Origin of the sequence: Streptomyces sp. NPDC086554 (genome assembly GCF_040686095.1) — a bacterium.
Lineage (GTDB): Bacteria > Actinomycetota > Actinomycetes > Streptomycetales > Streptomycetaceae > Streptomyces.
Genome location: NZ_JBFBJK010000022.1, coordinates 114,287 through 136,037, shown reverse-complemented (window position 1 = coordinate 136,037; position 21,751 = coordinate 114,287). Strand labels below are relative to the sequence as shown.

The window sequence follows — 21,751 nt, the reverse complement described above, 5'->3', positions numbered from 1 at the left end:
AGTATGAATACATGAGACAGAAATCGCTATCTCCGCGCGTAGACCCTTGAGCCACAAGGCCTGCCCGCCCCCCGACCTGGCCGGTCCCGCCCTCTCGTAAGGTGTACTCATGGCGAAGTGGACCCCCAAGCACGAGGCGCCGGAGCCCCTTGAGGGCCCCGTCGTCGCCACCATCACGGGCGGCACGATCCTTTGGTTCGTCCTCTTCCTGGTCCAGCTGCCGTTCTATGGCTGGTTCGACGACCGCGACGCGACGTGGTGGATCTGGACCTGCCTCGCCGGAGCGGGTCTCGGCCTGATCGGCATCTGGTACGTCCGTGGGCGCGACGCCGCGATCAAGCGAGCCGCCGAAGATTCAGCGCGCAAGGCGGCCGGGGCCGCGGAGTAGCCCGTACGACCACGGGACCGTTCGCGTCCTACCGTGGTCGGATCTTTCCGGCACTCAAGGGGTGAACGACCCTTCCCGCCCTTACCGTCGAGGGCATGACGCATATCGACGCGGGCGCCGAGCTCGACCCGGTCCACCCGGTGGCACCGGCCACCGGACGCGCGACGGGTCTTACGGCCGCACAGGTCGCCGAGCGGGTCGCACGCGGCGAGGTCAACGACGTACCCGTACGCAGTTCGCGCTCGACCACCGAGATCATCCGGGCGAACGTCTTCACACGGTTCAACGCGATCATCGGCGTGCTCTGGGTGATCATGCTCGGCGTCGCGCCGATCCAGGACAGCCTCTTCGGCTTCGTCATCATCGCCAACACCGGCATCGGCATCATCCAGGAGCTGCGCGCCAAGAAGACCCTGGACGGGCTCGCGGTCATCGGCGAGGCCAAGCCGACCGTGCGGCGCGACGGCGTGGCCGCCGAGATCTCCACCTCCCAGATCGTCCTCGGCGATCTGGTGGAGCTCGGCCCGGGGGACAAGATCGTCGTGGACGGCGAGGCGGTCGAGACCGACAGCCTGGAGGTCGACGAGTCGCTCCTGACCGGTGAGGCCGACCCGGTCATCAAGAAGCCCGGCGACCGCATGATGTCGGGGTCCTTCGTCGTCGCGGGCGGCGGCGCTTTCACCGCGACGAAGGTCGGCCGCGAGGCGTACGCCGCGCAGCTCGCCGAGGAGGCGTCGCGCTTCACGCTCGTCCACTCCGAGCTGCGCAGCGGCATCTCCACGATCCTCAAGTACGTGACGTGGCTGATGGTGCCGACCTCGATCGGGCTCATCATCAGCCAGCTCGTCGTCAAGGACGACAACTTCAAGGAGTCCATCGCCTACACGGTGGGCGGCATCGTCCCGATGATCCCCGAGGGGCTCGTCCTCCTGACCTCGGTCGCCTTCGCGATCGGTGTGATCCGCCTCGGCCGCAAGCAGTGCCTGGTGCAGGAGCTCCCCGCCATCGAGGGCCTGGCCCGCGTCGACACGGTCTGCCTGGACAAGACCGGCACGCTCACCGAGGGCGGCATGGACGTCACCGAGCTGCGCTCGCTCAACGGCTCGGACGAGACGTACGTACGCAAGGTCCTCGGCGCCCTCGGTGAATCGGACCCGCGCCCCAACGCCTCGCTCCAGGCGATCATCGACGCCTACCCCGACGCCGAGGAGTGGCGCTGCACCGAGTCGCTGCCCTTCTCGTCGGCCCGCAAGTACAGCGGCGCCTCCTTCAGCGAGGGCGACGGCGACAACTCGACGTGGCTGCTCGGGGCGCCGGACGTGCTGCTGCCCGCCGACGACCCGTCCCTCACCGACATCGAGAGCCTGAACCAGCAGGGCCTGCGGGTGCTCCTGCTTGCCCGCGCCGCCGGTGATCTTGACGACCCGGACGTCGCCGCAGGGGCCCGCGCCACCGCCCTTGTCGTCCTGGAGCAGCGGCTTCGCCCGGACGCCTCGGACACCCTGCGCTACTTCGATGAGCAGGACGTCGCCGCCAAGGTCATCTCCGGCGACAACGCGGTCTCGGTGAGCGCGGTCGCGGGCAAGCTGGGCCTGCCGGGCGCGGAGAACACGGTCGACGCCCGCCGGCTGCCCACGGAACAGGGCGAGATGGCTCAGGCCCTGGACGCCAACTCCGTCTTCGGCCGGGTCACCCCGCAGCAGAAGCGCGACATGGTGGGCGCGCTCCAGTCGCGCGGGCACACGGTCGCCATGACGGGCGACGGCGTCAACGACGTACTCGCCCTGAAGGACGCAGACATCGGCGTCTCGATGGGCTCGGGCTCGGAGGCGACACGGGCGGTCGCCCAGATCGTGCTCCTCAACAACAGCTTCGCGACGCTGCCGTCGGTGGTCGCCGAGGGCCGCCGGGTCATCGGCAACATCACCCGGGTCGCGACGCTGTTCCTGGTCAAGACCGTCTACTCGGTGATCATCGCGCTGCTCGTGGTCTGCACACAGGTGGAATACCTCTTCCTGCCCAGGCACCTCACCCTGCTCTCGACCCTCACCATCGGCGTCCCGGCGTTTTTCCTCGCACTCGCCCCCAACAAGGAGCGGGCGAGGCCGCACTTCGTGCGCAGGGTCATGCGGTACGCGATCCCGGGCGGCGTCGTCGCGGGCGTCGCCACCTTCGCGACGTACCTCCTGGCCCGGCACCACTACGAGGGCGCGGGCGCGCGGGAAGCCGAGACCAGTGCGGCCACGCTGGCGCTGTTCCTGATCGCCATGTGGGTGCTCGCGATCATCGCCCGCCCGTACACGTGGTGGCGGATCGGCCTGATCAGCGCGATGGGTCTCGGCTTCCTGCTTGTGCTCACCGTCCCCTGGCTCCAGGACTTCTTCCAACTGAAGCTGGTGGGTACGACGATGCCGTGGGCGGCGGTCGCGATCGCGGCGGCGGCCTCACTGGTCATCGAGGTCATCTACCGCTGGGTGAGCCGCCGCTTTCCTGCTTAGTGCTTTTGTGACCGGGGTTTTGGGGGGCCGGTTTTTTGGGTGCGGGTGCGTCGTGGCTGGTCGCGCAGTTCCCCGCGCCCCTTCGGGGCGCCCCCCCGCTGTCAGTCGAACCAGCGGTCCCTCTCCAGCTCCTCAGTCCGGGACGGATCCTCAAGCAGCGCCGCCACCTCGAAACGCCTCGGCCACTGCCCCGCCGCCCAGGCGAGCCCGGCCGCCACGCCCTCCAGCGTCGCCGCATGGATCGTGCCGTCCGGCATCCGCCGCCAGTCCAGCTCCACGCCGCCCGCGATCAGCTCGTCGTGCTCGATGTACGTCTCCGGGGTCGCGGAACCCAGCAGGATCCGCACCGACTCCGGCACCGGATGTTCCGCTCCCTCGCCGGCAGGCGACACCGCCGCCGTCTCGCTCAGTCGCCGTACCTGGAACAGCTCGGCCAGGTCCGCCGCCTTGCGGGGCTCCACGGGCAGCAGCGCCACACCGTCGGCCACCGGCAGCAGGTCGGGCGCGTCCGCCACCACCGCGTCCGCCACGTCGACCACCACGACCTCGCCGTCCAGCACGGCCCGCACCTCGTCCGGCAGCGTGACCTGCTCCGGGTCCAGGTCGGCCAATGCCCCGTAGAGCGCGTGCAGTTGGGCCGCCGAGACCGTCCGCTCGGGGTCCGCGAGGCGGTCGAGGAGTTCGGCCGCGCCGCCGGGCTCCTCCAGGAGGGCGGCGACCGACGTGCGTACGCCGAGGGCGCGCAGCACCTGCTCGTCGTCGAAACCGGAGGCGTCGGCGGCGTCGTAGAGACCTTCGAGCAGCGGGTCGCCGCCCGAGGCCCGCAGACCGGCGGGACGGCGGCCGCCCAGGACCGGGTTACCGCGCAGCCACCACGCCGTGTACGAACGGACGGTCTCCGTCGTGCCGTCCGGGAGCAGGATCCGCAGCGGCTGCGTCAGCGCGTCCCGCAGCGGCGGGCGCGAGAGCAGGGCGAGGGCTTGGGGCCAGCGGTCCTCGTCGACCAGGTCGAGATCCCGTACGGCGACGATCTCGGTCGCGACCGGCGGTACGGGCGTGTCCGGAAGCCGGTCGAGGACGTCCTCGCACCACACGTCGACGGCGTCGAGCAGCCCCGCGTCGTCGGGCTCGGCGAAGTCCCCTTCGCGGGGTTCGAGTTCATCGGGATCGAGTACGACATCCGTGGCGCGGACGAGGGCGAACGTAGCCAGGACGCCGCATGCTGCCAACGGCTGTTCTCCCCAGCGATCGGCCAACTCGGCGTCCACCATGGCGAGTTCGTCCTCGCGCATGACCTCGGCGAACGGGCTGCCCGGCAGCACGAGTTCACCGGCGGGCGCCGGCTCGCCGTCCTCGTCGGGCAGCGCGAGCGCGCCGAGCCAGGGCTCGTCGCCGGGCCCGAGGTTGGCCGCGCGGACGAGTCCGAGGACCAGATCGGCGAGTTCCTCCGCGTCGAGGGCGTCCTCGTCCCAGGTGTCGTCGTCGAGGGAGGCCGCGACGGCGGCACGGACCTGCGGGGTCGTCAGGACGGCGCGGGGCGTGGCGGGCAGCGCGCCGAGCTTCTCCAGGAGGGGGTGGACGGCGTCGGGGTGCGCGACCTTCAGGCCGAGCCGGGCGAGTGCCGCCGGGTCGGTGTCCTCGCTGTCCGCGCCCGTGAGGGGGAGCAGGACCTGGCGGGGCCCGATCGTCGTACGCCCGTCGGCGAGCGGAACAGGCAGGCCCGTCAGCCGGTCCGGGTCGACGCCGGCGAGGGCGTCGTACAACCGCCGCCACCAGTCAGGATCCTTCTCCAGACCGGCAAGCCGGTCGATCGCCTCGGTCAGCGGGACCCGGGCGACACCGAGGGTGCGCAGCTCGGCGCGGCGTTCGAGCCCGGCGGGCAGCAGGCTGGGCAGCACGTCGGCGAGCACGCGTACGGTCTCGGCACCCGCGCCCTCCACGACCTCCGCGTCACGGGGCCGCAGCGCGACGGGAACCTCCCAGTCGGGGACGTCGGACGCGTCGTCCTTCGGGGCGGCGGGCTCGACGGCGGGCGGCAGGAAGGCGGTGCGGGGCAGCCGGTCGAGGATGGCCTGGCGCAGCGCACCGTCGAGTTCGCTCTTGCCGAGCGGCCCGGGGACGAGACCGATGATCCCCTCCCCCACGGGCCGCCAACCGGCGAGGAGTTCGGCGTACGCGTCCGCCGCGCGCTGCACGAGGAAGTCGGTCAGCGGACCCGGCGCGGCATGCCGCCGGGTCGTGTCGAGCGGGAACGAGGCGATGAGCAGCGCGGGCACCCCGAGCGGCTCGTCGCTCGGCGTCGGCGCGTGCAGCACGGGGGCGCTGCGGGGCGGGCGCGGGGCGCCGTCGCGGTCGGTGGGGACGGCCCAGGTCACGGACCAGTGGGGCCGCAGCCGCTCCTCGACGGGGCGGCCGGCGAGCAGCTCCTGCGCAAGGGGGCCTTGTTGCATGACGGTACGCCAGCGAGTCGTACGGTCCTGGTCCTGGTCCTGGTTCTGGTCCTCACGGCTGTCGGATACGTCGACGTACCCGTCCCCGGCGGTACGCCTCAGGACGCGCGACTCGGCGTGCCCGACCTGCACGACGACTTCTTCGAGTCCGGGAAGGGCGAGGAGCAACGCATCGTCGATCCCCTCAAGGAGACGGGTGACGAGATCCTCGGCGGCGGCGTCGCGCAGCGGCAGGATGACGACGGTGTCGTACCCGTCAGGGGCGGTGCCCTCGGCGGCGAGCGGCAGCCGCAGCAGCGGCACATGTCCGTCCCGGCGCCGGATCTCGTCGCCGAGGCCCGGGCTGAACCGGGCGGTGTCGGCGGCGAGTTCGCGGGCCTCACCGAGGGACCAGCGGACGCCGCCGGTACGCCCCACGACGGCGGGCTCGTCGGATACGGCGAGCACGGCGGCGAAGCCGACGCCGAACCGTCCGACGGCGGTCTCCTCATGCCCTTCCCGCTTGGCGGAGGCGCGGAGGGTGGAGAGCGACTCGACTCCGGCGGCGTCGAGGGGGGCGCCGTTGTTGGCGGCGGCGAGGACTCCGTCCCGGAGGGTGAGGGCGAGGCGGCCCCGTGCCCCGGCCCTGGCCGCCGCATCGGCGGCGTTCTGCGCCAGCTCGACCACGAGCCGGTCACGGTAGCCGCCGAGGGCGAGGTCCTCCTCGGCGTTGGCATCCTCACGGAACCTCGCCGGGCTGGCCGCCCAGGCATCGAGGACTCCCCGTCGGAGCCGAGCCGTACCGAACGGGTCAGTCCCCTCGGCCGCCGGCCGCACGGTCTTGCTCACGGTGTCGTCTCCCTCGCTTGGTTCGCGGGCGAACGGTACCGCGTCCTGGCCGGGGGCCTGGGGCGGCACGTTCCCCTGACCGGGGGTGGTGCCCCGGGGGCGCCGGGGCCGACGGCTTCCGGAACCCGGGGGTGGGCTTCCCCTGCGGGCGGCTGGGGGGCGGTGTTCCCGGTACCCGGGGGCGGGGCCCTGCGGGCGGCCGGGACAGGGTGTTCCGGTGCCCGGGGCGGGGCCCTGCGGGCGCGGCCGGGGCAGGGTGTTCCCGGTACCCGGGGCGAGGCCCTGCGGGCGGCGGCCGGGGCTGGTGTGTCGGCTGCGGGTCGGCGGTGGGATTTCCGCGCTCCGCGCGGGTTTTTCCCGCCCACCCACCCGATCACCCGGCAGGGCAATCGGGTGGGTGGGCGGGGAAAGATCCGCGCGGAGCGCGGGAGGAGTTCGTACTGGCCGCAGACGGAAGTGGACAGCTCGCGGGGACGCCCGGGCAAGGCCGACCCGCGGCCCGCAGCCCCGGCCCACCCACGCGGAACGCGGACGAGCAGCCCCCGGCACGGCCCCGGGCGGAGCGCGAAGGCCCCGCAGCCCCGCCCAACCGCGCGGAACGCGGACAAGCAGCCCTCGGGCACCCGCGCGCTGCGGGGTGACCGGGCGGGTGGGTGGGGTAGACCCGCGCGGAGCGCGGGAAGGTGCCGGTCGCCGCGTCGCGGGGGGGGGGAGGGACACCGGGAGACCCGGCCCCCCAGCGCAAAGCCGCGGGAAGAAGGACCAGCCGCCCCCGCCACGACCCCGGGCGGAACGCGAAGGCCCCGCAGCCCCGCCCAACCGCGCGGAACGCGGACAAGCAGCCCTCGGGCACCCGCGCGCTGCGGGGTGATCGGGCGGGCGGGTGGGGTAGACCCGCGCGGAGCGCGGGAAGGTGCCGGTCGCCGCGTCGCGGGGGGGGGAAGGGACACCGGGAGACCCGGCCCCCCAGCGCAAAGCCGTGGGAAGAAGGACCAGCCGCCCCCGGCACGACCCCGGGCGGAACGCGAAGGCCCGCTGGCGTTCGTCCTCGGCACAACCCCGGACGGAGCGCGAAGGCCCACTGGCGTTCGCCCCCGCCACGACCCCGGGCGGAGCGCGAAGGCCCGCTGGCGTTCGTGCTCGGCACGAGCCCGGGCGGAGCGCGGAGGCCCCGCGGGCCCGCCCAGGGGCCGGCTACCCCCAGCGGGAGCTCAGGAGTGGCCGAGGTCCTCGCTCGGGCCCTCCGGCGGGACCGAGCCCGAGTCGGAGGACGGGCGCAGGGGGAGGACGTCGACCCGGGTCTCGTCCAGGACCGGTTCCGCCGGGCGCGGGGGACGGGGCATGACGGCCGCCTCGGAGTGCCCCCCGCAGCCGTACGCGAGAGACACCACCTGACCGTCCGCCGGACTGAACTCGTTCGCGCACACCCCGAACGCCTGGCCGAGCGACCCGCCGATCGGCGCGAGGAACCCGCAGCTGACGCAGGTCGCAGGCGCCGCCTGCGCCATCGCGGTCTTCGCTCCGTGCGTCTCCTCCCACCGGTCGGCCGCGGTATGCAGGCCGTACCGGGAAAGGACACGGGCCCGGCGCATGCCGAGTTCGTCGGCCACCGCGGCGATCGAGCCGCGGGCGGGTGCCAGCGGCAGCTCGGCGGGCGGCCCGGCCGTCACCTCGGCGTCCTCCGCCTCGACCAGCTCCGCCATCTCCTCGGAGACCGCGGAATTCGGCGGCGGCTCCTCCTCGCCGGAGAAGCCGGGCTCCAGGCGGAGGTCCTCCGCGTCGGTCGGGAGCAGGTCGCCGGGGCCCATGTCGCCGGGGCGAAGACGCTCGCTCCACGGCACCCACTCGGGGGCCAGCAAGGCATCGGGGCCCGGAAGGAGCACCGTCTCGTCGAGCGTGACGAACTTGGCCCGCGAGGCGCGCGCCACCGTCACCGCCCAGCGCCAGCCCCGGTAGCCGAACTCCTTGCATTCGAACAGGTGCGTGACCACGCGATCGCCCTCGACCACGACATCGACATGCTCACCGACGACACCCGGCGCTGCGGCCTCCTCGGCCGCCTCACGCGCCATTCCCACCGCCTCGGCGCACAGGCGGTCGGGAGTACGCGGGGTACGCGGGGTACGGCTTCGCGTTGTCGCTGCGCTCACAGGTATCGCTTCTCTCCTACGCCGTCTCACGAGTGCGCCACCCATACGCGGGAGTGCGGACGGAGCGGACCAAGGGGCCGCGTCGACGTCCGCGCCCGAACGTCCTCGGGCGCACCTACGTCATCCATTCTGCGGGATGAGCGAGAGGCGCGCGGCCAAGAACTACCGCCGCAGGCGCGCTACGCACGCTACCTTCTCCTGGCCCCTGGGCCTACACCGGCGTGCCCGGCCCCTGCGGCCGGGGCCCGCCGGTGCCCGCCGCTTCGCGGAGGATTTTCCCGCCCACCCACACGATTACCCCGCGTACCCGGCTGTCGATGCGCACTAGCGCAGGCCAATAGAGGGCACTATGACGAGGTGGCCGCCGCAAGGTCCTCTCAGGGAAACAGCGGAGCGGGCTCGGCGCTGAGCAGGGCCGTCCGTTCCGTCGGGCGTGCCCTGCATCTGCCCTTCACCGGGACCGCACGCGGCATCAGGAAGGCCACGCACGCGCACGGCGCCGGCGAGTCCGGGCTCGGCAAGCTCATCGAGCTGCACGGCGTGAACGGCGCCGGCGACGTCATGATCACCGTGGCGCTCGCCTCGACCGTGTTCTTCTCCGTGCCGACGGACGAGGCCCGCGGCCGTGTCGCCCTCTATCTCGCCATCACCATGGCGCCCTTCACCCTCCTTGCCCCCGTCATCGGCCCGCTTCTGGACCGCCTCCCGCACGGCCGCCGCTATGCGATGGCCGCCGCGATGCTGGCCCGTGCCCTGCTCGCCCTGCTCCTGTCGGAGGCGGTGATCACAGGGAGCATCGAGCTCTATCCCGCCGCGCTGGGTGTCCTCGTGGCCTCGAAGGCGTACGGCGTGGTGCGCAGTGCCGTGGTGCCACGGCTCCTGCCCGCCGGGTTCTCGCTGGTCAAGGCCAATTCCAGGGTCACTCTCGGTGGGCTGCTCGCCACCGGTATCGCCGCGCCCATCGGGGCGGGGCTGCAGGCGCTCGGGCCGCGCTGGCCGCTCTACGGCGCCTTTGTGATCTTCGTCGTCGGGATGTTCCTGTCCCTCTCGCTGCCGCCCAAGGTCGACTCCGCGAAGGGCGAGAGCAAGGCGCTGCTCGCCGCCGACGAGGAGCATCTGCATCTGCACGCGCGGGTCGAAGCCGCGGCGGACACGTCCAAGAAGCGGAAGCTGGGGCTGCGTACCGTCGGACCGGCCGTCACCCACGCCCTTGCCGTCAACGCCGCGCTGCGCTGTCTCTCCGGGTTTCTTATTTTCTTCCTCGCTTTCCTGCTGCGCGAGGAGCCGCTCGGCGGGCAGAGCGCGGCGGTGTCCCTGGGGATAGTGGGTGTCGCGGCGGGCGTGGGGAACGCGCTCGGCACGGCTGTCGGTGCCGGCCTTAAGTCGCGGGCGCCGGAGATCATCATCGTGACCGTCGTCGCCTTCGTACTCGGCGTCGCGGTCACCGCCGCGCTGTTCTTCTCGGCGGTCGGCGTCGCCTGCCTCGGCGCCGTCGCGGGCTTCGCGCAGGCCATGTCGAAGCTGTCCCTGGACGCGCTGATCCAGCGGGACGTCCCCGAACAGGTGCGGACCTCCGCCTTCGCCCGCTCGGAGACGATGCTTCAGGTGGCCTGGGTGATCGGCGGCGGCATCGGCATGGCGCTGCCGCTGAACGGGTCGCTCGGCCTCTCGGTGGCCGCCGCGATCGTCGCCGTCGGCTGGCTGACGACCGTGCGGGGCCTGCTCTCGGCGGCCCGGCACGGCGGCCCGCGGCGGCGCCGAGTGGCGTGAGCCCGTCGGAATTACGGGGTTCGGCACACAGCGGCACACAAACGGCGGGGTGCGGCACGCCGCGACCCCCACGTGGCAGGACGGCACGGGGTGCCCGATAGCCTTCGCCCATGACCTCCCTGCTCCGCGGCGGAGCCGCACACGTTCACAGCTCGGCGCGTCGCCGCCGTTCCGTGGCTGCCATTGGCGCTGTCTCCGCCGGACTCCTCGTCCTGTCCGCCTGCGACAAGCCGACGCCGCTCGCCACCGTCACGGTCGGCAGCAACTCGGTGAACACCGAGGCCTCCTGCTACAACGACGGCGAGGAGCTCAAGCAGTCCCAGCTGCAGGGCTGCCTGAAGGACAAGGACGTCAAGTCCATCAAGGTCGATCCCGACGAGAAGGTCCGCTTCGGCGTCGACCCGGAGATCGCCGAGAAGGGCTGGACGCTCCTGATGAACGGTCAGCCGCTCACCGAGTCCAGCGACAAGACGTACGTCGTCATCCCGGGCAGCGTCTTCTTCAATCAGCAGTACGGCGGCGGCGCCAACGCCACCACCGTCAGCCTGCTCGAGGGCGGCAAGGGCTCCGGGTCCAAGGCGACGGGCCTGTGGTCGTTCAAGCTCGAGAAGGACTCCTGACCGCGTCCTCGGTGACCTCCGTACGCGTTCTTGTGGCCACCGCCGTCCCGGCCGAACGGGACGCGGTGGCCAAGGGCCTGCCGCCTGAGTACGGCGATGTCGTCGCCGCCGGGGTGGGCCCCGCCGCCGCTGCCGCGCACACCGCGGCTGCCCTCGCGCGCGGCATGTACGACCTCGTCGTGTCCGCCGGAATCGGCGGCGGCTTCCGGCCCGACGCGCCCGTCGGCTCCCTCGTCGTCGCCGACGAGATCACCGCGGCCGATCTGGGCGCCCAGACGCCCGACGGGTTCCTGCCGGTCACCGAGCTCGGGTTCGGTGCCGTCACCCACCTCCCGCCGCCGTCCCTCGTACGCGACGTGGCCGCGGCGACCGGCGGCCGCGCGGGCGGCGTCCTCACCGTCTCCACCGTGACCGGTTCCGCCGAGCGCGCCGCCGAGCTGCGGCGGCGCCACCCCGGTGCGCTCGCCGAGGCGATGGAGGGGTTCGGGGTCGCCGAGGCGGCCGCCGCGTACGGACTGCCCGTCCTGGAGATCCGCGCGGTCTCCAACGCCGTCGGGCCGCGGGACCGCGGCGCCTGGCGGATCGGCGACGCGCTCGCCGCGCTGACTGACGCGTTCGGGAAGTTCGCGCCCGTACTGGAGAGTTGGAAGAGGCATGACTGAGACCCAGGCCCAGGTGGACCGGCCGCTGCGGATCGCGTACTCGCCCTGCCCCAACGACACGTTCGTCTTCGACGCCTGGGCGCACGGCCGGGTGCCCGGCGCGCCCGAGCTCGACGTCACCTTCGCCGACATCGACATCACCAACGGCATGGCCGAGCGCGGCGAGTTCGACATCCTGAAGGTGTCGTACGCCGTGCTGCCCTATGTCCTCGACGAGTACGCGCTGCTGCCGTGCGGCGGGGCGCTCGGGCGCGGCTGCGGACCGCTGGTGCTGACCCGGGAGCCGGGCGTCGACCTCACCGGCAGGACGGTGGCGGTGCCGAGCGAGAAGTCGACGGCGTATCTGCTGTTCCGGCTGTGGGCCGCGGACCTCGTGCCCGGCGGGGTCGGCGAGATCGTGGTGCTGCCCTTCGACCAGATCATGCCCGCGGTGCGGGACGGGAAGGTCGACGCGGGGCTCGTCATCCACGAGGCGCGCTTCACCTACCAGAACTACGGCCTGCACTGCCTCGCGGACATGGGCGAGCACTGGGAGCAGACGACGCGCCTTCCGATCCCGCTGGGCGCGATCATCGCCAAGCGGTCCCTCGGCGCCGAGCGGCTGCGGCAGCTCGCCGACGCGGCGCGGACCTCCGTACGCATGGCCTGGGACGACCCCGAGGCGTCCCGGCCCTACGTCCAGGAGCACGCCCAGGAGATGGACCCGGCGGTCGCCGACCAGCACATCGGCCTGTACGTCAACGAGTTCACCGCGGATCTCGGCGAGAGCGGATATGCGGCGGTCCGGGGCCTGCTGACGCGGGCGGCCGCGGAGGGCCTTGTCCCGGCGCTGCCGCCCGGCGCGCTGAACTTCGGCTAGATCTCGCAGGTGGGGCGGGCCGAAAAGCTTCGGCCCGCCCCACGTACGGAAAGAACAGCTCGGCTAGACGTCCAGTTGGTCCGCCACCGCCCGGAGCAGGCCCGCGATCTTCGCGCCGGATGCCTTGTCCGGGTAGCGGCCCTTCTCCAGCATCGGCGTGATGTTCTCCAGAAGCGTCGTCAAGTCCTGCACGATGGACGCCAGTTCGTCCGGCTTACGGCGCTGGGCCGCCGCAACCGACGGGGTCGGGTCGAGGATCGTGACCGAAAGGGCCTGGTCACCGCGCTGGCCCGCGACGACGCCGAACTCGACGCGCTGTCCGGGCTTGAGTGTGTCGACGCCGGCGGGCAGTACGGAGGAATGCACGAAGACGTCGCCGCCGTCATCGCGGGAGAGAAAGCCGAAGCCCTTCTCGCTGTTGAACCACTTGACCTTGCCGGTAGGCACGTGAAGTCCTCGTCCTCGTACTTGTCGTCGTACTCGTCTATGCCGCGGAAAAACGGCTCTGGATAGCACTACAGCGGGTCGCCCGACCCGCCAGGACCAAGACTATTGGTCCGGGAGCCGGTGACAAGACGTCCCCGGATTCTTCCTTCGCGCTGGGAACTACCCTGGTGGGGTGCGTGACAAAACCCAAGCGAATTCCGCCGGACCGGGCGATGGCCTGGTCCGTGCCGGAGCGATCGTCTTCTTCGTCGGAGCCGTGGCCACTCTCGTCACAGTGGCCCCGCTTTTCCTCGGCACGGATCCCTTCCCGTCCATCGCGTACGCGGTGTGCATGCTGATGGGGGTCGGATTCCTCATCGCCGGGGCCGGAGTGCTGCGCGGTATCGCCGTCCAGCGCCGCGAGGCCAGGTCCGCCGCTACTTAGCCGCGCTGTCGGCGACGTACGACGCGAGCCAGGCAGGGAACTCCGTCAGGTCGCCGAGCACAACGTCCGCGCCCGCCGCGCGCAGTTCGGCTGCGTCGCACGGCCCGGTCGGCACCGCGACGGACAGCGCGCCCGCCGTACGCGCGCCGCGTACATCACCGGTGTGATCGCCGACGTACACCGCCGCGTCGTGCTCGCGCAGCGCCTCCGCCTTCGCCTCGGCCCACAGCCAGCCGATCACCGCGTCCGCCTCGATGCCGAGGTGCGCCAGGTGCAGCTTGGCGTTGGGCTCGTGCTTGGCGGTCACCACGATCGCGCGGCCGCCGTGCGCGCGGACCGCGGCGACGGCCTCCCGGGCGCCGGGCATCGCGAGCGCCGGGGCGATGGCGTATGTGGGATAGATCTCACGGTAACGGTCGCCCATCTCCTGGATCTTGTCCTCGGGGAACCAGTGGCGCAGCTCCTCCTCCAGGGGCGGGCCGAGGCGGGTGATGGCCAGATCGGCATCTATGTACGTGCCCGTCTCCGCGGACAGTGCCTCGTAGGCCGCCTTGATGCCGGGCCGGGAGTCGATCAGGGTCATGTCGAGGTCGAAACCGACCGTCGGAGCGCGAGAGGTCATGGGGCCATTGTGCAGAGGCCCGACGGCCGGGGGACTGGGGTTAGGGTCGGCCCTTAGGCTTAGCCAAGCCTTACCTCTGCTCTGCCTCTGATGTACCTCCGCTGTACCTCCGTCCTGCCGATTCCTCCGAAACGAGCTCAGCCGATGCGTGTGCCAGCCAGACGCGCTGTCGCGATGACGGCGGCCGTACTGGCCCTGCTGCTCGCGGTCCTGCTCAGCCTCTCCGTCGGCGCCCGCGCGATCGCGCCGTCCGCCGTCTTCGACGCCCTGCTGCACGGCGGGCACAGCGACGCCGCCGAGGTAGTCCGCGAGATGCGGGTGCCGCGTACGGTCATCGGCCTGATGGTGGGCGCCGCGCTCGCCCTGGCCGGCACCGTCCTGCAGGGCATCACCCGCAACCCCATCGCCGACCCCGGCATCCTCGGCGTCAGCCAGGGCGCGTCGGTGGGCGTCGTCATGGCGATCGCCTTCGCCGGGGTCCACACGCTGACCGGATACGTCTGGTACGCCTTCGTCGGCGCGGGCATCGCGTCCGTCGCGGTGTACGCGATCGCCGCGAGCGGACGGGGCGGGGCGACGCCCGTGAAGCTCGCACTCGGCGGCGCCGCGATCAACGCGCTCCTCGTCTCCCTGACCACCGCCGTCCTCACCACCAAGGCGTCCGCCCTGGACGAGTTCCGCTTCTGGCAGGTGGGTTCGCTCGCCGGACGTGACGCGGAGATCGTCGGGCAGATCTGGCCGTTCCTGCTTGTGGGTCTTGTGCTCGTGCTGTCCGCGGCGCGCGGGCTCGATGCGCTCGCCCTCGGCGAGGACGTGGCGAAGGGGCTCGGGCAGAACGTCGCGACGGTGCGGATCGTGGGCGGCCTCGGGGCCACCGTGCTCACCGGCGTCGGGGTCGCGGCCGCCGGGCCCATCGCCTTCATCGGGCTCGCCGTCCCGCATATCGCTCGCGCGGTCGTGGGCAGTGGGCATCGCTGGGTGCTTCCCATGGCCGCTGTCCTCGGGCCGGTGATGCTGCTCGTCTCCGACACGGTCGGGCGGATCATCTTCCCGCCCAGTGAGGTGCCTGCGGGTGTGATGACCGCGCTCATCGGGGTGCCGTTCCTTGTGACTCTGGTGCGCCGGAAGGCGGTTGCTGCCTGATGGCCGTCGACTCGAAACCGCCGCTTCGCGGCGGATCTCTCCCGCCCGCCCACCCGACTCGGTCCATCCGACCCGCTGGGTACTGGGTGCTTCGCGTCAGCAGCGCAGCCTTCCTGCTGCACCGCCGGGCAACGGCGGTCACCGCCGCCCTCACCCTGCTCCTGGCGGCCGCCTGCCTCGCGTACCTCTGCGTCGGCGAGTCCTTCGTCCAGCCCGGTGAAGCCCTGAAGGTCGTCTTCGGGCAGCCGTCCCCCGACGAGCTGGTCGTGGGAACGCTGCGCGAACCCCGCATGGTCGTCGGCCTCCTCGTCGGCGCCGCGTTCGGCGTCGCAGGCGGGCTGATCCAGACCGTCGCCCGCAACCCCCTCGCGAGCCCCGACATCATCGGCATCAGCCAGGGCGCGAGCGCCGTCACCGTGGGGGCGATGACCCTCGGGGTCACCTCGTACACCGTGCTGCCGTATCTCTCCGTGCTCGGCGGCGTCGCCGCCGCCGCTCTCGTGTACGTCTTCGCCTGGCGCGGCGGCCTGCACGCCACCCGCTTCGTGCTGATCGGCATCGGCTTCGCGATCGCCCTGCGTTCCGTGACGACGCTCTTCATGACCAAGGGCGACTATCTCGTCGCCCAGCAGGCGCAGATCTGGATGACGGGCTCGCTCAACGGCCGCGGCTGGGCGGAGGCGGAGCCCCTCGGCCTGACCCTGCTCGTGCTGCTCCCGTTCATCGCGTGGGCGGCCCGCGCCCAGCGCTCCGTGACCATGGACGACGACACGGCGACCGCGCTCGGGGTGCGCCTGGGACACGTACGCCTCGGTCTCGTCCTGCTCGGCGTCGTCCTCGCCTCCGTGGCGACCGGTGCCGCGGGGCCCGTCGACTTCGTGGCGCTGCTCGCCCCGCAGATCGCCCGCAGGCTGACCCGCACCGCGCAGATCCCGCTGCTCTGCTCGGCGCTGCTCGGCGCGCTGATCGTGGTCCTCGCGGACCTGCTCGCCCGCCGTCTCTTCTCGCCCACGGAACTCCCGGTGGGTGTGCTGACCGCGGCGATCGGAGCCCCGTACCTGATCTGGCTGATCGTGAAAAGTCACAGCATCCGCAGCCGTTCCGTCCGCAATGGAGGCACCTCGTGACCGGCGCCTGTCCGAATGCCCGCCTGAGCGCCCGCGAGCTGACCCTCGCCTACGAGGACCGGGAGGTCGTGCACGCCCTCGACCTCGCGGTCCCGGACGGCGAGGTCACGGTCATCGTCGGCCCCAACGCCTGCGGGAAGTCGACCACCCTGCGGGCGCTCGGCCGCCTCCTCAAGCCGAAGAGCGGCGCGGTCCTGCTGGACGGCGAGGCCCTCGCGAAGCTCCCCACCAAGAAGATCGCCCAGCAGATCGGGCTGCTCCCGCAGACGCCCGTCGCGCCCGAGGCGATCACCGTCGGCGACCTCGTCGCGCGCGGCCGCCAGCCGCACCAGAGCTGGTGGCAGCAGTGGTCGGACGCGGACGAGAAGGCGGTGACGGAGGCGATGGAACGTACCGACGTGTCCGCGCTCGCCGAGCGCTCCGTCGACGAGCTCTCCGGCGGCCAGCGCCAGCGCGTATGGATCGCGATGGCGCTCGCCCAGGACACCGACCTGCTGCTCCTCGACGAGCCGACGACCTACCTCGACATCTCCCACCAGGTCGAAGTCCTCGACCTGGTGCGCCAGCTCAACCACGACCGCGGCCGCACCGTGGTCGTCGTCCTGCACGACCTCAACCAGGCGGCCCGGTACGCCGACCACCTCGTCGCCATGAAGGAGGGCCGGATCGTCGCGGAGGGCGCTCCGGCCGATGTCGTCACCGAGGAGCTCGTACGCGAGGTCTTCGGTCTGGAGTGTGTGGTGGTGCCGGATCCGGTGACCGGCTCACCGCTGGTCGTCCCCGGAGCTCCGTGGGCCGCCGAGTCACCTGCCCAGTCCTCCCCCACACCCTCATCCGCTCGAAAGGTGGCCCAAAAGCCATGACCGCCATGACTGCCACGCCCAGCTCCCCGAACCGCCGCCGCGCGCTGGCCGCCGGCGCCCTCGCGCTCAGCGGCGCGCTCGCCCTGTCGGCCTGCGGGTCGTCGGACTCCGACAAGAACGCGGCGGACTCCGGCGAGACGCATGTCGTCAAGACGGCCATGGGCGACGTGTCGGTCCCGGTGGCGCCCAAGCGGGTCGTGGTGCTCGACACCGCCGAGCTGGACTCCGCGATCACGCTGGGCGTGAAGCCGGTCGGCGCCACGCACGTCGAGGCGGAGTCGGGCTTCCTCGGCTACCTGCCCAAGGACAAGGTCAGCGGCATCAAGGACGTCGGCGAGATGCTGAACCCGAACATGGAGGCCATCGCGGCCCTCGACCCGGACGTCATCCTCACCAGCAAGATCCGGCACGGCGCCAAGTACGACCAGCTCAAGAAGATCGCGCCGACGGTGATGACCGAGACCACCGGCTACCCCTGGAAGGAGAACTTCCAGGTCCACGCCGACGCGCTCGGGAAGAAGACCGAGGCGAAGAAGGTCGTCGCCGACTACCAGGCGCACGCCAAGAAGGTCACCACGGCCGTCGGCGGCCCGGAGAAGGCCAAGGCGACGAAGGTCAACGTCATCCGCTTCATGGAGGGCGCGGACATCCGCCTCTACGGCGAGCAGAGCTACATCGCCACGCTCCTCAAGGATGTCGGCCTGGGCCGCTCGCCGATCTCCGCGAAGGCGAAGGACGGCTTCTCCTACGACCTGTCCCCCGAGAAGATCGACCTCGCGGACACGGACGTCATCTTCCAGGCCACGTACGGCGATCCGAAGAAGGCCAAGGAGACGCAGACCGTCGGCAGCAGCCTCTGGAAGAACATGAAGGCGGTCAAGTCGGGCAACGTCCACACCGTCGACGACGAGCTGTGGATCCAGGGCATCGGCTACACCGCGGCGAACAAGATCCTGGACGAGATGCAGGCGGATCTGACGAAGTAACTTCCGCTCGGTTTACGGCCGTTGCCGCTGCGATCTCCACAACAGGTAGAGCGCGGAGGCGACGGCCGCGCCGCGTACCACCCAGGGCCAGGTGTCGGCCATCGCGTCGTTCATGTGGCCGTCGCGGACGGGATCGCCCCAGCGGCCTTCGTTCCTGCCCCACAGCCAGGTGATCCCGGCGGCCACGGAGAGCCCCGGAAGGCCGAGTACGGCCCATTTCGCCTCGGCGCGGCTGAGCCTGCGCGATGCGTAGGCGAGGAGCCAGCCGCCGCCGAGGGCAAGCCAGTTGCCGAGGATCGCGCCGACGGTGAGGAGCGCGGCGGCGAGCAGGAGCAGGGGGTTGCTGAAGCCGGGGCGGGCGTCGGCGTCGGCGTTGGCGTCGGCTTTGGCCCGTCGGCGAAGCCGGAGCCGCCGCCGGGGAGCGGGCTCCTCATCCTCGCCCTCGCCTTCAACCCCCTCTTCGTCCTCCTCCCACTCCTCCTCTTCGGGCTCGTCGTCGGGGCGCTTCTTCGCCGGGGGCTTGAGTATTTCGGGGATCTCCACGCCGCCGACGAAGCCCGGCACGCTGTCGGCGAAGCCGAAGGGGCCATTGCCGTCGCCCCGCTCCACCCGCCACCAGTCGGGCTCGGAGCCGCTCGGGCCGAGCTCGTCCGTGCCGGCGAGGTGCGGCGGCGACGGGCGGAAGTCCTCCTGCGGGAGCTCCGGTTCGTCGGCGGCGGGGCGGGGGCGGGGGACGATGCGGCGCAGGCGTTTGGGGCGCTGGGGCGGTTCTGCGGTGCGCTGGGTGGGGACGGCGGCGCGGGGTACGTCCGGCCCCGCGCCGGAATCCGCACTTCCCGAGGCTGCCGCCTCGACGAGGTCCTCCGGGGTGCCGAGGCGGTCCAGGATGCGGCGTATCGCTGCCGGGTTGTCGGCCGTGGCCTTGGCCCGGCTGCGGTCGATCTCGTTGCGGAGTTCCGAGACGAGGCGCATGCGGGTGCCTGACGGCAGTTGGCGCTGCTGGGCCAGGTCGCCGACGCGGCTCAGATAGTCGTAGACGAGCTGATCGCTCTCGATCCCCACGAAGTCCCCTCCGGGGCGGCGGTGTTGCCTCGACGGTATCGCGTGTCCTTGGTTGCCCCGCGTCTCGGGGCGAGGAACAAGCTTTCCCGCCCACCCGCCCACCCGCCCACCCGCCCGATTGCCCGGCATCACGGGTCATCACGGGTCAGCACGCCGCACCCACCGCCCAGGTCCGCGAAACGCCCGGCCCCCGCCCCCGACCCGCTACCGTGGCCGGGATGAGCACCGACGAGCAGACACAGCGTCCAGCGGACACCCCCCGGTCACTCGCCGAGGCGCTTCGGTCCCGTGGCGACGAGTCGCTCGGTGCGCTGCTGCATGCCCGCCCCGACCTGCTCACCCCTGTCCCGACCGACCTCACCCAGCTGGCCACCCGCGCCGCGACCCGCGCCTCCGTCGTCCGCGCCCTTGAGCGGCTCGACCGTTTCGCGCAGCAGGTCGCCGAGGCCCTCGCCGTGGCCCCGGAGCCCGCGACGTACACCGAACTGCACGCGCTGATCGCCGGAGACCAGGGAGGCGATGGCAGCGACACGGCAATCGAGGAAGCGCTCGGCCGGGCCATCCGCGTCCTGCGTGAGCAGGCCCTCGTCTGGGGCGCCGACGACCGCCTGCGCCTCGTCCGCACCGCACGCGAACTGCTCGCCCCCGCCCCGCAGTACCCCTCCCCCACCGGCCTCGGCCCCACGGTCGCCGAGGCCACCGCCGGCATGTCGCCGAACCGCATCCAGGACATCGTCGCGGCGGCCGGGCTGCCCTCGACGCACGACGCGGTCTCCGCGGTCCGCTCGCTGACCGAGCTGTTCACGGACCGCACCCGAATGTCCGCGCTGCTCGACGAGGCGCCCGCCGAGTCCGTCGAGGTGCTTTCGCGGCTCGTCTGGGGGCCGCCGTACGGCCAGGTGACCGCCGACCCGGCGCGGCATCTGCGCTGGCTCCTCGACCGGGGCCTGCTCCTGCCCACCTCGCCCGGCACCGTCGTACTCCCCCGCGAGGCGGCCCTGCACCTGCGCGCCGGCCGCGCGCACCGCGTACTCGAACCGGCGCCGCCCGCCGTGGAGCCGCTGCGCGAGCACCGTCCACAGGTTGTGGACGCGGCGGCGGCGAGCCAGGCGTACATGGCGCTCGACACGGTCGAGGAGCTCCTGAAGGACTGGGACGAGGGCGGCCCGACGGTCCTGCGGGCCGGCGGCCTGAGCGTGCGGGATCTGAAGCGGACGGCGGTGGCCCTGGACGTACCGGAGCCGGTGGCCGCGTTCTGGGTCGAACTGGCCTACGCGGCGGGCCTGGTGGCGTCGGACGGCGAGGCGGACGAGCGGTACGCGGCGACACCGGCGTACGACGACTGGCAGGAACTGCCCGCCGCCGAGCGCTGGTCGGCGCTTGCCACGGCCTGGCTGACGGCGACCCGCACGGCGGGCCTGATCGGCGGCCGCGACGGCAAGGACCGCACGCTGTCGGCGCTGGGCCCGCACCTGGACCGCTCCTCGTCACCGGAGATCCGCCACCGTGTCCTGACGCTCCTCACGACACTCCCGGACGGTGCGAGCCCGACGCCCGACTCGCTCCTGGCAAGGCTCCGCTGGGAGCGCCCGCCGCGCGGTTCGGCAGGCGGCGGGGCATCCGCGGGCGGCGTGTCCACGGGCAGCGCATCCGCCGGCAACGCACCCATGGAACTACGCGCCCGCATCGCCCAATGGACCCTGAACGAGGCGGAGTTGCTGGGCATCACGGGCCGCGGCGCGCTGTCGTCGCACGGCCGCGCCCTGCTGGGCTCCGAGGAGGCCGCAGGGGCCCCGGCGGCCGCCGCGCCCGCCCCCGCCGAGCTCGCCGTCTCGGCGGCCCGCGCCGCCCGGCTCCTCACGCCCCTCCTCCCCGAGCCCCTCGACCACGTGCTCCTCCAGGCGGACCTCACCGCGGTGGCCCCCGGCCCGCTGGAGCGCCCGCTCGCCGAGACCCTCGCCGTGCTCGCCGACGTGGAGTCGAAGGGCGGCGCGACGGTGTACCGGTTCACGCCCGGCTCCGTGCGTCGCGCCCTTGACGCGGGCAAGTCCGCCTCCGACCTGCACGCGTTCCTGGCCGCACACTCCCGCACGCCGGTCCCGCAGCCGTTGGCCTACCTCATCGACGACGTGGCCCGTAAACACGGCCACCTGCGGATCGGCGCGGCTTCGGCCTACGTCCGCTGCGACGACGAGGCGCTCCTGAACGAGATCCTGGCCGACAAGCGCTCCCAGGGCCTGCGCCTGCGCCGCCTCGCGCCCACCGTGCTCGCCGCGCAGGCCGACCCCGGCGCGCTCCTCGAAGGACTGCGCGCGATGGGCTTCGCCCCGGCGGCCGAGAGCGCCGAGGGCGACGTACTGATCCACCGCGCGCACGCCCACCGCACGCCGCCACGCACCGCCCCCGAGCCCGTCCACGACGGCCCGCCGCTGCCGGACGACACCATGATCGGCGCCGCGGTGCGCGCCATCAGGGCGGGCGACCTGGCCTCGACGACGCCGCGCAAGACAGCCCCGGAGACGGCAGGCGCACTCCCTCGCACGACGGCCGCGGAGACCCTCGCCACGATGCAGGCGGCCGTCCTGACCGGCGAGGCCGTATGGATCGGCTACGTGAACGCGGAGGGCTCGGCCAGCCAGCGCGTGATCGCCCCGATCCGCGTCGAGGGCGGCTTCGTGACGGCGTACGACCACACGGCGGACGAGGTCAGGACGTATCCGCTGCATCGGGTGACGGGGGTCGCTGAGCTTGCGGACGACTGAGACGCCCGCGGGCGGAAGCAGCGGGTGAGGCCCGCAGCACAGTCAGGGCGGTAATCGCGCGCCATGCGGCACACTGGACGTTTGGCTTAC

At 72.5% G+C, this 21,751-nt stretch carries 17 protein-coding genes; 12 read left to right on the top strand and 5 right to left on the bottom strand.

What is annotated here, in order from left to right:
• Window positions 1-109 precede the first annotated feature (109 nt).
• Together AB0O76_RS31935 and AB0O76_RS31930 are read left to right on the top strand one after the other, a co-directional pair.
• Window positions 110-388, top strand: coding sequence for a DUF2530 domain-containing protein (locus tag AB0O76_RS31935; RefSeq protein WP_365498183.1), 279 nt, complete (start codon window positions 110-112; stop codon window positions 386-388).
• 95 nt (window positions 389-483) lie between these two features.
• Window positions 484-2,886 carry an HAD-IC family P-type ATPase gene (locus AB0O76_RS31930; protein ID WP_365498180.1) on the top strand — a complete coding sequence of 801 codons (2,403 nt, stop codon included), beginning with the start codon at window positions 484-486 and terminating at the stop codon, window positions 2,884-2,886.
• A 101-nt stretch (window positions 2,887-2,987) separates the two neighbouring features.
• Here AB0O76_RS31930 and AB0O76_RS31925 read toward each other — a convergent pair whose 3' ends face one another.
• Window positions 2,988-6,164, bottom strand: coding sequence for a molecular chaperone Hsp90 (locus AB0O76_RS31925; RefSeq protein WP_365498177.1), 3,177 nt, complete (start codon window positions 6,162-6,164; stop codon window positions 2,988-2,990).
• Between the two features lie 1,211 nt (window positions 6,165-7,375).
• A complete protein-coding gene (locus AB0O76_RS31920; RefSeq protein WP_365498174.1) occupies window positions 7,376-8,314 on the bottom strand; it encodes a DUF3027 domain-containing protein in 939 nt (312 codons plus the stop codon).
• A gap of 357 nt (window positions 8,315-8,671) precedes the next feature.
• On the opposite strand from AB0O76_RS31920, the gene AB0O76_RS31915 reads away from it, so the two are divergent.
• The 4 genes from AB0O76_RS31915 (at window position 8,672) to AB0O76_RS31900 (ending at window position 12,225) form a co-directional block, all read left to right on the top strand.
• Complete coding sequence (locus AB0O76_RS31915) at window positions 8,672-10,084, top strand: MFS transporter (RefSeq protein WP_365498171.1); 1,413 nt, start codon at window positions 8,672-8,674, stop codon at window positions 10,082-10,084.
• A gap of 110 nt (window positions 10,085-10,194) precedes the next feature.
• Window positions 10,195-10,704: a DUF2771 domain-containing protein gene (locus AB0O76_RS31910; protein WP_365498168.1), complete on the top strand. Its 510-nt coding sequence runs from the start codon at window positions 10,195-10,197 to the stop codon at window positions 10,702-10,704.
• The gene (locus tag AB0O76_RS31905) at window positions 10,674-11,366 is read left to right on the top strand and encodes a futalosine hydrolase (RefSeq protein WP_365498165.1); all 693 of its coding nucleotides are present in this window, start codon (window positions 10,674-10,676) and stop codon (window positions 11,364-11,366) included. Before AB0O76_RS31910 ends, AB0O76_RS31905 begins: the two co-directional genes overlap by 31 nt.
• The gene (locus AB0O76_RS31900) at window positions 11,359-12,225 is read left to right on the top strand and encodes a 1,4-dihydroxy-6-naphthoate synthase (RefSeq protein ID WP_365498162.1); all 867 of its coding nucleotides are present in this window, start codon (window positions 11,359-11,361) and stop codon (window positions 12,223-12,225) included. The genes AB0O76_RS31905 and AB0O76_RS31900 overlap by 8 nt, the downstream gene beginning before the upstream one ends.
• 63 nt (window positions 12,226-12,288) lie before the next feature.
• Here the strand turns inward: AB0O76_RS31900 and AB0O76_RS31895 are convergent, their stop codons facing one another.
• A complete protein-coding gene (locus AB0O76_RS31895) occupies window positions 12,289-12,672 on the bottom strand; it encodes a cold-shock protein (RefSeq protein ID WP_055701393.1) in 384 nt (127 codons plus the stop codon).
• Window positions 12,673-12,844: 172 nt separating this feature from the next.
• On the opposite strand from AB0O76_RS31895, the gene AB0O76_RS31890 reads away from it, so the two are divergent.
• Window positions 12,845-13,096: a hypothetical protein gene (locus AB0O76_RS31890; RefSeq protein ID WP_365498159.1), complete on the top strand. Its 252-nt coding sequence runs from the start codon at window positions 12,845-12,847 to the stop codon at window positions 13,094-13,096.
• Here the strand turns inward: AB0O76_RS31890 and AB0O76_RS31885 are convergent.
• The gene (locus AB0O76_RS31885) at window positions 13,089-13,718 is read right to left on the bottom strand and encodes an HAD hydrolase-like protein (RefSeq protein WP_365498156.1); all 630 of its coding nucleotides are present in this window, start codon (window positions 13,716-13,718) and stop codon (window positions 13,089-13,091) included. The genes AB0O76_RS31890 and AB0O76_RS31885 overlap by 8 nt on opposite strands.
• A gap of 144 nt (window positions 13,719-13,862) precedes the next feature.
• Here AB0O76_RS31885 and AB0O76_RS31880 point away from each other — a divergent pair, with 144 nt between their 5' ends.
• From AB0O76_RS31880 to AB0O76_RS31865, 4 genes are read left to right on the top strand one after another with little or no spacing between them, the layout of a single operon-like run.
• Window positions 13,863-14,861, top strand: coding sequence for an iron ABC transporter permease (locus AB0O76_RS31880; RefSeq protein ID WP_365498153.1), 999 nt, complete (start codon window positions 13,863-13,865; stop codon window positions 14,859-14,861).
• The gene (locus AB0O76_RS31875; RefSeq protein WP_365498150.1) at window positions 14,861-15,988 is read left to right on the top strand and encodes an iron chelate uptake ABC transporter family permease subunit; all 1,128 of its coding nucleotides are present in this window, start codon (window positions 14,861-14,863) and stop codon (window positions 15,986-15,988) included. The genes AB0O76_RS31880 and AB0O76_RS31875 overlap by 1 nt, the downstream gene beginning before the upstream one ends.
• A complete protein-coding gene (locus tag AB0O76_RS31870) occupies window positions 15,985-16,851 on the top strand; it encodes an ABC transporter ATP-binding protein (RefSeq protein WP_365498147.1) in 867 nt (288 codons plus the stop codon). The genes AB0O76_RS31875 and AB0O76_RS31870 overlap by 4 nt, the downstream gene beginning before the upstream one ends.
• A gap of 5 nt (window positions 16,852-16,856) precedes the next feature.
• Complete coding sequence (locus AB0O76_RS31865) at window positions 16,857-17,837, top strand: iron-siderophore ABC transporter substrate-binding protein (RefSeq protein ID WP_365498326.1); 981 nt, start codon at window positions 16,857-16,859, stop codon at window positions 17,835-17,837.
• 12 nt (window positions 17,838-17,849) lie between these two features.
• Here the strand turns inward: AB0O76_RS31865 and AB0O76_RS31860 are convergent, their stop codons facing one another.
• Window positions 17,850-18,899 (bottom strand): hypothetical protein, encoded by a 1,050-nt coding sequence (locus AB0O76_RS31860; RefSeq protein ID WP_365498144.1) that lies wholly within the window; start codon window positions 18,897-18,899, stop codon window positions 17,850-17,852.
• 218 nt (window positions 18,900-19,117) lie between these two features.
• Here AB0O76_RS31860 and AB0O76_RS31855 point away from each other — a divergent pair, with 218 nt between their 5' ends.
• Window positions 19,118-21,661 (top strand): helicase C-terminal domain-containing protein, encoded by a 2,544-nt coding sequence (locus AB0O76_RS31855; protein WP_365498141.1) that lies wholly within the window; start codon window positions 19,118-19,120, stop codon window positions 21,659-21,661.
• The last annotated feature ends 90 nt before the right edge of the window (window positions 21,662-21,751 follow it).